At 66.2% G+C, this 11,813-nt stretch carries 13 protein-coding genes; 7 read left to right on the forward strand and 6 right to left on the reverse strand.

Going from position 1 to position 11,813, the window contains the following annotated elements:
* Positions 1–3: 3 nt before the first annotated feature.
* From N2K95_RS03730 to N2K95_RS03745, 4 genes are read right to left on the reverse strand one after another with little or no spacing between them, the layout of a single operon-like run.
* Positions 4–1,302 carry a multidrug effflux MFS transporter gene (locus tag N2K95_RS03730; protein WP_260652981.1) on the reverse strand — a complete coding sequence of 433 codons (1,299 nt, stop codon included), beginning with the start codon at positions 1,300–1,302 and terminating at the stop codon, positions 4–6.
* A 33-nt stretch (positions 1,303–1,335) separates the two neighbouring features.
* Positions 1,336–2,184: an NAD-dependent epimerase/dehydratase family protein gene (locus N2K95_RS03735; protein WP_260652982.1), complete on the reverse strand. Its 849-nt coding sequence runs from the start codon at positions 2,182–2,184 to the stop codon at positions 1,336–1,338.
* Positions 2,185–2,187: 3 nt separating this feature from the next.
* The gene (locus N2K95_RS03740) at positions 2,188–2,889 is read right to left on the reverse strand and encodes a type 1 glutamine amidotransferase domain-containing protein (RefSeq protein ID WP_260652983.1); all 702 of its coding nucleotides are present in this window, start codon (positions 2,887–2,889) and stop codon (positions 2,188–2,190) included.
* 43 nt (positions 2,890–2,932) lie between these two features.
* Positions 2,933–3,823 carry an aldo/keto reductase gene (locus N2K95_RS03745; RefSeq protein ID WP_260652984.1) on the reverse strand — a complete coding sequence of 297 codons (891 nt, stop codon included), beginning with the start codon at positions 3,821–3,823 and terminating at the stop codon, positions 2,933–2,935.
* A 220-nt stretch (positions 3,824–4,043) separates the two neighbouring features.
* Between N2K95_RS03745 and N2K95_RS03750 the strand changes: the two genes are divergently transcribed.
* The 3 genes from N2K95_RS03750 (at position 4,044) to N2K95_RS03760 (ending at position 7,490) form a co-directional block, all read left to right on the forward strand.
* On the forward strand, positions 4,044–5,531 hold the full coding sequence (locus N2K95_RS03750; protein WP_260652985.1) for an aldehyde dehydrogenase family protein: 1,488 nt from the start codon (positions 4,044–4,046) through the stop codon (positions 5,529–5,531).
* 21 nt (positions 5,532–5,552) lie between these two features.
* Positions 5,553–6,962: a vanillate/3-O-methylgallate O-demethylase gene (gene ligM / locus N2K95_RS03755; RefSeq protein ID WP_260652986.1), complete on the forward strand. Its 1,410-nt coding sequence runs from the start codon at positions 5,553–5,555 to the stop codon at positions 6,960–6,962.
* A 111-nt stretch (positions 6,963–7,073) separates the two neighbouring features.
* Positions 7,074–7,490 carry a VOC family protein gene (locus N2K95_RS03760; RefSeq protein WP_260652987.1) on the forward strand — a complete coding sequence of 139 codons (417 nt, stop codon included), beginning with the start codon at positions 7,074–7,076 and terminating at the stop codon, positions 7,488–7,490.
* Positions 7,491–7,508: 18 nt separating this feature from the next.
* On the opposite strand, the gene N2K95_RS03765 is transcribed toward N2K95_RS03760, so the two are convergent.
* Positions 7,509–7,883: a hypothetical protein gene (locus N2K95_RS03765; RefSeq protein ID WP_260652988.1), complete on the reverse strand. Its 375-nt coding sequence runs from the start codon at positions 7,881–7,883 to the stop codon at positions 7,509–7,511.
* A 65-nt stretch (positions 7,884–7,948) separates the two neighbouring features.
* Positions 7,949–8,311, reverse strand: a complete 363-nt coding sequence (locus N2K95_RS03770) for a hypothetical protein (RefSeq protein ID WP_260652989.1) — start codon at positions 8,309–8,311, stop codon at positions 7,949–7,951.
* 56 nt (positions 8,312–8,367) lie between these two features.
* Between N2K95_RS03770 and N2K95_RS03775 the strand changes: the two genes are divergently transcribed.
* From N2K95_RS03775 to N2K95_RS03790, 4 genes are all read left to right on the forward strand, one after another.
* Positions 8,368–8,721, forward strand: coding sequence for a GntR family transcriptional regulator (locus N2K95_RS03775; protein WP_407080113.1), 354 nt, complete (start codon positions 8,368–8,370; stop codon positions 8,719–8,721).
* 111 nt (positions 8,722–8,832) lie between these two features.
* Complete coding sequence (locus N2K95_RS03780) at positions 8,833–9,657, forward strand: (Fe-S)-binding protein (protein ID WP_260652991.1); 825 nt, start codon at positions 8,833–8,835, stop codon at positions 9,655–9,657.
* Positions 9,654–11,153 (forward strand): LutB/LldF family L-lactate oxidation iron-sulfur protein, encoded by a 1,500-nt coding sequence (locus N2K95_RS03785; protein ID WP_260652992.1) that lies wholly within the window; start codon positions 9,654–9,656, stop codon positions 11,151–11,153. The genes N2K95_RS03780 and N2K95_RS03785 overlap by 4 nt, the downstream gene beginning before the upstream one ends.
* Positions 11,150–11,770, forward strand: a complete 621-nt coding sequence (locus N2K95_RS03790; RefSeq protein ID WP_260652993.1) for a LutC/YkgG family protein — start codon at positions 11,150–11,152, stop codon at positions 11,768–11,770. Before N2K95_RS03785 ends, N2K95_RS03790 begins: the two co-directional genes overlap by 4 nt.
* Positions 11,771–11,813: the final 43 nt, after the last annotated feature.

Genomic DNA, 11,813 nt, shown 5'->3' on the forward strand with positions numbered 1-11,813 from the left:
GTCCTAGGACTCCGCACCAGCCGCCCCGGCCGGCTCGGCCTCCGGACGCAGCCGACGCCGGCCCGGACGGTTGGAGCCGCCGCCGCGGTACGCCGTCGTCGCTGTGGCCAGAATCAGGACAATCAGCACGGCACAGCCGATGATGACCGAAACCATGGCCATGGCTCCGCCGCCGAGAATGCCGACCAGCGGGCTGATGATCCCGGCCAGGCCCACCTGCAGCGCGCCGATCAGTGCCGCTGCGCTGCCGGCCATGTGCCCGTAATTGTTCAGGGCCAGCACGGAGGAGTTCGAGGCAATGAAGCCGTGCATGGCCAGGACCAGCCACAGCCCTGCAACCAGGCCCGCGACACCGCCAAGTCCGGTCAGCACAATCACCGGCAACAGCAAGGTCAGTCCGAGCAGCAGGAGAACAGCCAACCGCAGGATCCCCATGGGGGAATAGCGCCCCACGAGCCAGGCATTGAGCTGCGCGGAAATGACCATACCGACGCCGTTGATCGCGAACACTGCGGCGTACTGTGCCGGACTGAGTCCGTATTCGTCCTGGAAGACGAACGGTGAGCCCACCACGTAACTCATGATCACGGCCATGCCCAGACCGGGAACGGTGGCCAGGGCCAGGAACTGCCGGTCCTTCAGCAGGACGCGGAAGCCGCTGAACGTACTGGCACCGCCCTTGGTCCGGCGCCGCTCCGGCGGCAGCGTTTCGGGCATCCACTTCAGCACAATCGCTCCGAGGACAACACCGATCAGCGCCAGCGCCAGGAACACCGCCCGCCAGTTCCACAGTCCCGAAACGGCCTGCCCGATGCTGGGCGCCAGCAGCGGCGCTAGACCGATGACCAGCATCAGCCGGGAAAGCATGGCCGCTGCGGAGGATCCGGTGAACCGGTCGCGGACCACGGCCAGGGCCACCACACCCGCGGCGGCGTTGAAGAAGCCCTGCAGCAGGCGCAGCACAATCAGCGCGCCGATGTTCGGAGCCAGGAAGCACAGCAGCGACACCACCACGTGCAGGGCAATGCCGATGATCAGCGGCAGCCGCCGGCCGAAGCGGTCCGAGAACGGACCGATGACCAGCTGCCCGACGGCGGCACCCAGCAGGGTGCCGGAAAGGGTGAACTGGGCGGCGGCGGCACTGGTGTGCAGGTCCTCGGCAACTTCCGGCAGCGCGGGAAGGTACATGTCGGTGGTCACGGCCGGCAGTGCGGCCAGGGCGCCGAGCATCAGGATGTACTTAATGCTGGTGCGGCGTGTGGTGCGGTCTCGTGTTCCGGTCTTGGGCGGGGTATCGCTCACGGGGCTCCTGGTGCAGGTACGGTTACAAAAATCCTAAGGGTGCCGGACACCGGCTCCGGCCAAAACAGCCCGGTAGCCTTCCCGGTAAGTGGGGTACGCAAACTCGAATCCGGTTCCCAACAGCCGCCGGTTGTTAAGCCTGCGGTTGCCGCCGCGGGTGCTGGATGTGTCGCCCGCCGGCGGCAGTTCCCGGCCGAGTTCGGCAGCCAGGAAACCGAGCACCTCGGCCAGCTCCCCCGGCTCCATATCCACTCCAACATAGAGCGGAGCGGGATGCGAAACCCGGGTGGTCAGATGCACGATGGCCGCGGCTGCATCATCGCGGTGGATGCGGTTGGTCAGCTGGCTTCCGGCCGGTACGACGGCGGTTCCGGACGTCACGGAATCGATCAGGCGGGTGCGGCCCGGGCCGTAAATGCCGGACAGCCGCAGCACCACCGCGTCGGGGCGACGTGCGTGCAGCAGCTGCTCGGCTTCCCGAATGACGGCTCCGGTGGCCGACACCGGGGAAGCCGGAGTTTCCTCGTCCACCTCGCCGCCGTCGGCGTCACCGTACACCGCAGTCGAGGAGACGAACAGGATCCGGTGCGGCTGCACGCCGTCACGTTCCAGGGCGTCGAGGACGTTCGAAGTGCCGGTGACGTAGGCGGCACGGTAGGCCTCCTCGGTGCGGCTGCCGGCGGCTACCGCAATCACCACGACGTCGGTGTCCGCCGGAATGCGCGGCAGGTTCCCGGCGGCCAGGTCAACGGCCTGCCCTGTGATCTCCTGTGGAAGTTTCTCCGGGGAGCGGCGCCAGCCGAGCACGGAAAAGCCGGCCGCAGCAAACCGCAGGCCGGCTTCCGTGCCCAGATCGCCGCAGCCGGCGATCAGGACCGTCATGTTCTACTCAGCCAGGGCGGAGATGACGGCCTTGGCCACATCCTCGCTGGACTGGGGGTTCTGGCCGGAGATCAGGTTCCGGTCGCGGACCACGTAGCTGGTCCAGGCAGGACCGGTTTCGATCTCGGCACCCTTGGTCCGCAGCACTTCCTCCACGAACCAGGGGGTGTTCTCGCCGGTGCCGCCGTTCAGCTCTTCCTCGTCGGTGAAGACGGTGAGCTTGCGGCCGGCAAAGATGAACTTGCCGTCTTCGGTCTCGGCGGCCAGCAGGCCGGCCGGGCCGTGGCAGAACGGGGCAATGATCTTGCCCGCGGCGTCCGCCTCAATGAGGATCCGGCCCATGTCCTTGTCGAACGCCAGGTCCGCCATGGGACCGTGCCCGCCCGGCATCACCACGGCGTCGTACTCCGACACGTCGGCATCGGCGAGCACCAGCGGGGAGGAGAGCTCCGCGTCGATGTAGGAGATGTACTGGGTGAAAGCGGCGGCCTTTTCCGGGCTGCCCGCGGACTCGGGGGCCAGGGACACCTGATCCACGGTGGGCTTCACGCCGCCGGGGGTGGCGATGCGGACGGTGTGTCCGGCCTCGCGCAGCACGCGGTGGGATTCAACCAGTTCTTCGGCCCAGTAGCCGGTGGGGTGTTCGCTGCCGTCCTTCATGGTGAGGGAGTCTGCTGCGGATACAACCATCAGGATATTTGCCATGCGTTCTTTTTTCCTTTGCTTGGCGGAAATGCGGAAAGTATTGTTACTTGGCCGGTGCTGCGGCGGCGCCGGCGGCGTCCAGCTCAGCGAAGGTGGCGTCGTCGAGTGAGATGTCTGCTGCACCCAGGTTGTCCTCGAGGTGGCTGATGGAGCCCGTACCCGGGATCGGCATCATCATGGGGGAGCGGCGCAGCAGCCAGGCCAAGGCAACCTGGGAGGTGCTGGCGTTCAGGCGCTTGGCGGCCTCGTCCACGGGGCCACCCGGCTGGGCCAGCTCGCCGGCGGAGATCGGGGCCCACGGGATGAAGCCGATGCCGTTGTCCTCGGCGTACTTCAGCACGTCCTCGGAGGAACGGTCGGTGAGGTTGTAGCGGTTCTGCACGGTGGAGACGGTGAAGAACTTCGACGCGGCTTCCAGCTCGGCAACGGAGACCTGGGACAGACCGAGGGCCTTCACCTTGCCCTCCTGCTGGAGGTCGCGCAGCACCGCGAACTGCTCTTCGGGATCGACCTTGGGGTCGATGCGGTGCAGCTGCAGCAGGTCCAGGGAATCGACCTTCAGCTTGCGCAGCGCGAGTTCGGTCTGCTGGCGCAGGTACTCGGGGCGGCCCACCGGCACCCAGACGTCCGGGCCGGTACGGACGAAGCCGACCTTGGTGGCGATGCGGACGCCCTCGGGGTACGGGTAGATCGCCTCGGCGATGATTTCTTCGCTGATGTTCGGTCCGTAGGAGTCGGCTGTGTCGATGAAGTCGACGCCCAGCTCGACGGCGCGGCGCACCACATCGACGGCGGTTCCGCGGCTTTCCGGTTCGCCCCAGACACCCGGTCCGACTATGCGCATCGCCCCGAAGCCCAGGCGGTGAACGGTGCCGAGATCCTTGAGGTCGATGGTGGGGGACAGGGCGGGAGAGTTTTCCGTCGTATCAGTCATATAGGCGTCAACAAGGCCCGTCGCCGGGTTTATTCCTCAGCAGCCTTACTTCGGTGGTGGCGACCGAGCGGTCCGAGGTCCGGAAGGCGCCTTCCGCACCCTGTTGTCCGGACTCCGAAGGTGGGCTACCTTGTGACCACTGCCGCGCGGCGTCCGGAGGTGCCGGCCGGAACACAGCTGAGCAGCAACCCAGCAGCAACAACACAGAGAGGTGTTGGCGATGACAAAGACTTCCACCCAGTCGGTCACAGGGCTGTACATCAACGGCGAGTCCCGGAGCACGCAGGAAACCCTGGCAGTCGCGGATCCGGCCAGGCCCGGGTCCGTGGCGGGCCACGCAGCGGCCGCGTCGCCGGAGGACGTGGCGGACGCCGTCGGAGCCGCGAAGGCAGCCTTTCCCGCGTGGTCTGCACTGTCGGCACAGGAACGGGCAGCCCGGATGGCCAACGCGATTGCCGGCATAGCCGATCTGCGGGATGAGGACGCGGCCATCCTGTCCCGTGAGAACGGCAAGATTGTTATGGAGAGCTGGGTGGATGCCCTCGTCTTCGAGCTCCGCTGGCAGCTTGCCCTCTCGCTGGCCGATCAGGTGGATCAGGACGGGATCCTCGAACCGGCGCCGGGCATCCCCGTGACCACCACCGTGTCCTACCAGCCGCTGGGCGTGGTGACGGTGATAGTGCCCTTCAACTGGCCGGTGGCAATCCTCGGCGCGTCCCTGCCCCACGCCCTGCTGGCCGGCAACACCGCCATCGTCAAACCGCCGCCCACCGCACCGCTGGCAACCACCCGGATTGTGCAGCGCGTTGCCGAGAAACTGCCGCCGGGAGTGCTGAACGTCGTCACCGGCAGGGACAGCGACATGTCCGGCCTGATCCGGAACGACGACGTAGCCAAGGTCTGTTTCACCGGCAGCGTCAACGGCGGCAAACGCATCATGGAAATGGCTTCCGGATCACTGACCCGGGTCACCCTCGAACTCGGAGGAAACGACGCGGCCATCATCCTCGACGATGCACTCCTGGACGACACCCGGCTGGACCGGCTCCATGCCGCGGTCTTCGATACCACCGGGCAGATCTGCATGAACGCCAAACGGATCTACGTCCACCGGTCCCGCATGGACGAACTGGTGCAGGGACTGTCCGCCCGGCTGGAAAACGCAGTCCTGGGCTACGGACTCGACGAAGGAACAACCATGGGGCCGCTGCACTCCCCGGGGCAGAAGGCCTTCGTCGAAGACCTGATCCAGGAGGCGGAGGCTGCCGGCGCCGAGGTCCGCCGCTTCGGCACCCTCCCCGAGGATCCGGACCTGAGGGACGGCAACTTCCTGCGCCCGGCGCTGGTCCTTGATCCGCATCCGGAACTGCGCGTGGTCACCGAGGAGCAGTTCGGGCCCGTGATTCCGATCATTCCGTTTGATGCCGAGGACGAAGCCGTTGCCTGGGCCAACGACACCTGGGCGGGGCTCTGCGGCTCGGTCTGGACCGAGGACCCGGCTCGGGCCAACGCGGTCGGTTCACAACTGGCCTGCGGCTACGTGTGGGTCAACGACCACGGAGCAACCCGTTTGGACCTTCGTGCCCCGTTCGGCGGCATGAAGCAGTCCGGCATGGGCCGTGAGCAGGGAATCCAGGGCGTCCGGGCTTTCCAGGACACCCGGTCCATTGCCCACCTTGACGAGGCTGCAGCCGCTGCTGCGCACTGACGTTCACGAGAGGAACCGAAGATGTCCCCGAATTCCCTGCAGGAGGTTCTGGACGCGTCCGGAAACGCCGTGGATTACCTGCGCAACGTGCAGGTGGGCGCCTATGTCTACCCCGTCGTTGCTGCTGAGTTCACCAACTGGCGCAACGAGGTGCGGGCCTGGCGCGAATCGGCAGTGCTGTTTGACCAGTCTCACCACATGGACAACCTGAGAATCTCCGGGCCCGGAGCCCTGCAGCTGCTGTCCGATACCGCCATCAACTCGATGGCGAACTTTCCCGTTCACCGGGCCAAGCAATATGTTCCCGTCACCCCCTACGGGTACGTCATCGGGGACGGAATCCTGTTTCGGGAAGCGGAGACCGAGTTCGTCTTTGTCGGCCGCTCGCCTGCTGTGAACTGGCTGCTCTACAACGCGGAGCAAGGGGGATACGACGTCGAGCTGAAGACCGACCGGCGCTCGCCGTCGCGCCCCATGGGCAAGCCCGTGTTCAGGGACTACTGGCGGCTGCAGATTCAGGGACCCCGTGCCTGGGACGTCATTGAGAAAGTGAACGGCGGCCCCCTGGAGCAGCTGAAGTTTTTCCACATGTCCTCTATGAACGTGGGCGGAACCCGGGTACGGACCCTGCGCCACGGCATGGCGGGAGCACCCGGGCTCGAGCTCTGGGGTCCGTACGAGGACTACGACCGGATCCGGGACACCATCCTGGCAGCCGGCGCGGAGTTCGGGCTTGAGCCCGCAGGTGCGCGCGCCTACTCCTGCAACACCCTCGAATCCGGGTGGATTCCGTCGCCGCTGCCCGGAATCTACAGCGGGGAACAGCTGGCAGGCTACCGCCGCTGGCTGGGCGCGGACAGCTTCGAAGCTAACTCCGCCGTGGCCGGTTCCTATGTGCCGGAGTCGGTCGAGGGGTACTACACCACCCCCTGGGAACTGGGTTACGGATCGTTCATCAAGTTCGACCATGACTTCATCGGGCGTGACGCCCTTGAGGCGATGGACGTGGAGGCACAGCGCAAGAAAGTCACGCTGGCCTGGGACGGCGACGACGTAGCAACTATCCACGCCTCGATGTACCAGAAGGACCAGCTGCCCTATAAGTTCTTCGACCTGCCAAATGCGAATTACGGAGCGTCCAATTTCGATTCGGTAGTCGATGAAGCGGGCCGGGAGGTAGGTGTCTCCATGTTCACCGGCTACAGCTGGAATGAGAAGCGGCCGCTGTCCCTTGCGATTGTGAACCCCGATGTGGAGACCGGATCGCAGCTGAAGGTCGTCTGGGGCGAGCCGGAAGGCGGGACCAAAAAATCCTCCGTCGAGCCGCACCGCCAGTACGAAGTCAATGTGGACGTCAGCCCCGTGCCCTTCTCAGAGGTTGTCCGGAAGGATTATACGGACGGCGGTTGGCGGAAAGCGGCGGCGGTGTAGCCGCCCCGGGCGTGACGGGCACCGGCGGTCCGGACCGAATCTGCCGGACGAGGACGGAAGCTGTCCGCAGCGCTGTTCCGCGCCGTCGTCGGCGGTCCTAGCGTGGAGGCCATGGACTGGAAAATTGAACTTGTGCCCGTGCCCGTCTCCAACGTGGATGCTTCCAAGGCTTTTTATGTGGACCAAATAGGGTTCAACGCCGACTTCGACGAACGGATCGATGAGAACCTGCGCTTTGTGCAGCTGACCCCGCCCGGCTCTGCCTGCTCGGTGGTGATCGGACCCGGCACCACGGACATGGCTCCCGGCACCCAGCGCATCCAGGTGGTGGTTCCCAGCGCTGCCGACGCGCGGCAGCACCTGGTGGACCACGGCGTGGCCGCCAGCGAGATCACCCCGCTGGACTGGGGAACGTTCGTTTACTTCAGTGATCCGGACGGCAACCAGTGGTCCCTGCAGCAACTCCCGGAGATTCCGCCGACGCTGCCGTCGGAATCCGGCGCGGAATCCGGCGCGGGGAACGGTTAGCGCCGGCCTTCTGAGCTCCTACAGCTCCGCGGACACCGCGTTCAGGGCCTCGACCACGTCGCCCCTGCTCTTTCCGAAGTCCAGCACCGTGGTGGCAACGGCCGGCGTGCTGGTGACCACCACGCGCGTGCTGCCGGCAGTGACCGGCTCGAAGGCGACGGTAATCATCCGCGCATACGTATTCCAGCCCGAGCGCTGGAACTCTGCGCGTTCGGGCCACACCCCCGTGAGCTTCATCTTCGGCAGGCGTGCCGACGCCCTTTCGACGGCGGCGGGCAGGCTGTCCATCGGTACAGCGACCACCGTCTCGCCCCGGGCGCGGGCCCACTTGGACGTGACGTTGAACCGCTTGGCATCGATACTGACCGGATTCGAACTCCCCATATTTGTCATCTCCCGAGACTAACGCAGGTAACGCCGGTCACGGTCCGCGGGTATAGGGGGCGGAGCGGCCTTCCCTAGAGCTCCGCGGCTACGGCGCTCAGGACCTCGGTGAGCTGCGCTTTGCCCTGCCCCCAGTCAGTCAACGTCGTGGGGACCGCCGGAGTGCTCGTGGCCAGCACGCGTGTGGTGCCGGCGTCGACGGGTTCAAAGGAGAGCACAATGTTGGCCCCGTAGGACTTCCAGGTCATGCCGACCGCGAACTCGGCCCGGTCCTGCCAGACCCCGGTCAATGTCATTTTCGGCAGCCGAAGTGCTGCACGCTCGACGGCACCCGGCACGGCGGCCGCAGGTGCGGAAACCAGCAGCTCTCCCCGGCTGCGGGCCCGCTTGGACGTCACGTTGAGACTCACTGTTTTCGAATTCCCCATATTCGTCATGCACCCGACAATAGCGCAGGGTGAACTTGTTCGAGTTTTAGAATTACTACGTGTTCATGAAGGTTGACTCTTCGAGTGATGAACGGCTGTTTGCTCAGTTGGCCGCCTCGATCCGCGCAGACGCCGCGGCGGGACGGCTTCGGCCGGGAGACAGGCTTCCGAGCGCACGGGACGTGGCTGAATCCCTGGGCGTGAACGTGCATACCGTGCTGCATGCGTACCAGGAGCTGAGGGACGAGGGGCTGATCGAGCTTCGCCGCGGACGCGGGGCAGTGGTGACCGAGGCTGCAGCTCCGCTGGCCGCCCTGCACGCCGACATCGAGGCCCTGGTCGCCAAGGCCAAAGCCCTGGGCCTGTCCCCGGAAACCCTGGCTGCCTGTGTGCGGGAGACGGCGCATGACAGCTGCTGAGCCGGAAACCGCGCACATTCCCCCGCCTCAGGCATATCAATCGGCGGAGTTATATTGAAAGATGGTTCCACCCGAGGAGGCGCAGCGCCGCGCTTCCGCTGAAAGGCAGCCATGAAGATTGCTCTGTTCGCCACCTGCATCGTGGACGCGATGTATCCCTCCACCGCCCGCGCCACAGTGTCCATCCTCGAACGGCTGGGGCACGACGTCGTGTTCCCGGCAGGTCAGGCATGCTGCGGGCAGATGCACCTGAACTCCGGGTATTTCCCGGAGGCGGTACCGGTGGTCCGGAACCATGTGGAGGCGTTCGAGTCCCAGGAGTACGACGTCGCCGTGGCGCCGTCGGGGTCCTGCGTCGCCTCGGTGAAGCATCAGCACGCCATGCTGGCCCGCTCCGTAGGCGACGCAGATCTGGAAACCCGTGCCACCGCCGTCGGCTCCCGCACCTATGAGCTCTCCGCACTGCTGACCGACGTCCTGGGCATCACCGATGCGGCGGCACAGCTTGGCTCCTGGTATCCGCACCGGATCACCTACCACCCCAGCTGCCACGGCATGCGGCTGCTGCGGCTGGGGGACCGGCAGGCGGACCTGCTGCGGACCGTGGAGGGACTCGACCTGGAACCGCTGCCCGAAGCGGACCAGTGCTGCGGCTTCGGCGGAACCTTCTCCCTTAAGAACGCCGATGTTTCCTCGGCCATGCTGGCGGATAAAAACGCGAACATCACCGCCACCGGAGCGCAGCTGTGCAGCGGCGGCGACGCATCCTGCCTGATGCACATCGGCGGCGGCCTGTCCCGGGAAGGCAGCAGCATCTCCACACTGCACTTAGCGGAGATCCTGGCCAGCACCCGTGAGCACCCCGCTCCGCCGCCGGGCTCCGTCCGCGGCGGGACCCGGCACGCTGCTGATCTTCCGGGAAAGGCACGCCAATGAGTTCCACCTATCTGGGGATGCCCAGTGTGCCAGTCTTCGGCGAAGGCAACCTGCACGCCTCCGAGCCCTTCCCGCAGGCGGCGCGGCGGGAACTGGACAACGCCCAGCTGCGCGCCAACCTCGGCCACGCCACACACACCATCCGCGACAAGCGGCTGCGGGTGGTGGCCGAGCTGCCGGACTGGGAGGAACTGCGCGAAGCCGGCAGCGCAGTCAAGGCCGCCGTGATGGCCCGGCTGCCCGAACTGCTCGAACAGTTCGAGGCGAACTTCACCGCACGCGGCGGCGTCATCCACTGGGCGCGGGACGCCGGGGAAGCCAACGGGATAGTGCGGGACCTGGTCCGTGCTGCCGGTGCGGACGAGGTGGTCAAGGTCAAGTCCATGGCCACCCAGGAAATCGGCCTCAACGAGTACCTCGAAGAGCAGGGCATCTCCGCTTTCGAAACCGATCTGGCGGAACTGATTGTCCAGCTGGACCACGACAAGCCCAGCCACATCCTGGTTCCTGCCATCCACAAGAACCGCAGCCAGATCCGGGACATCTTCCTGCGCGAGATGCCCGACGTCGATCCGGACCTCACCGACACCCCGGCACGGCTGGCCGAAGCGGCCCGGCTGCACCTGCGCCGGAAGTTCCTCTCCGCCAAGGTAGCCATCTCCGGCGCGAACTTTGCGCTCGCGGATACGGGGACCCTCGCCGTCGTCGAATCCGAAGGCAACGGCCGGATGTGCCTGACCCTGCCGGAAACGCTGATCACCGTGATGGGGGTGGAGAAGCTGCTGCCCTCGTGGACGGACCTGGAAGTGTTTATGCAGCTGCTGCCGCGCTCTTCCACGGGGGAGCGGATGAATCCGTACACCTCGCTGTGGACGGGAGTGACCGAAGGCGACGGCCCGCAGAATGTCCACCTGGTGCTGCTGGACAACGGACGCAGTGCGGCGCTCGCGGATGAGCGGGGACGCTCGGCACTGCACTGCATCCGCTGCAGTGCGTGTATGAATGTCTGCCCGGTGTATGAACGCACCGGCGGGCACGCCTACGGCTCCACCTATCCCGGGCCCATCGGCGCGATTCTTTCGCCCCTGCTGACCGGGATCACCTCCGAGGAGAATGCGTCCCTGCCGTACGCCTCCTCGCTCTGCGGGGCCTGCTACGACGCCTGTCCGGTGAAGATCAACATCCCGGAAATCCTGGTGCACCTGCGCTCCGAGGATGTTCAGAGCCGGCGCGGGAAGAAGAAGGTGCCGGGGCAGATGGATGTGGCCATGAAGGCGGCGTCCTGGATGATGGGCTCGGGGCGGCGGATGGCACTGGTGGAGAAGGCCCTGCCGCTGGGAAAGCTCGCGGCCGGACCGGATCGGAAAATCAAGAAGCTTCCCGGCATCGCCGCCGGGTGGACCCGGAGCCGGGACCTCCCGGCTCCGCCTGCGCAGTCCTTCCGGGACTGGTGGGTAAAAGAGCACGAAGACACTGCGTCGAAAGAGCAAGCATGAGCGCCCGTACGGAAATCCTTGACCGGTTGCGGTCCGCCCTCCACGATGCACCGGAAGTACCGGAGATTCCACGGAAATACCGGCACAGCTCCGGCTTGAACGAGGACGGACTCATCGAACTGCTCAGCGACCGGCTGCTGGATTACAAGGCCGGGGTCAGCGTGGTGGATGAGGCATCGGTGCCCGCCCGGGTGGCTGAACTGCTGGCGGGGGAAAGAACCTACGTGGTTCCCGCGGGACTGGAGGAACGCTGGACCGCACTGGCCCCGGGACGGGTGGTGGATTCTCCGGAGGAGCCGCTGAGCGTGGAGGAGCTGGACGGCATTGACGCCGTGGTCACCGGCTGCGCGGCAGCAGTAGCGGAAACCGGCACCATCATCCTGGACGGCAGCCCGGGGCAGGGCCGGCGGGCGTGTTCACTGATCCCGGACCACCACGTGTGCCTGGTCCGGGCCGGGGATATTGCCGGAGTGCTTCCCGAAGCGGTGCGGCGCCTGGACGGCACGCATCCGCTGACCTGGATCAGCGGCCCTAGTGCCACCAGCGACATCGAACTGCAGCGGGTGGAGGGCGTGCACGGGCCGCGGAGGCTGGACGTGGTGATCATCCGGACCTGACGCTGCACGCCGGCGGTGTAAGGGTTGCAGCGGTGTAAGGATT

The organism is Arthrobacter zhaoxinii, assembly GCF_025244925.1.
Taxonomy (GTDB): domain Bacteria; phylum Actinomycetota; class Actinomycetes; order Actinomycetales; family Micrococcaceae; genus Arthrobacter_B; species Arthrobacter_B zhaoxinii.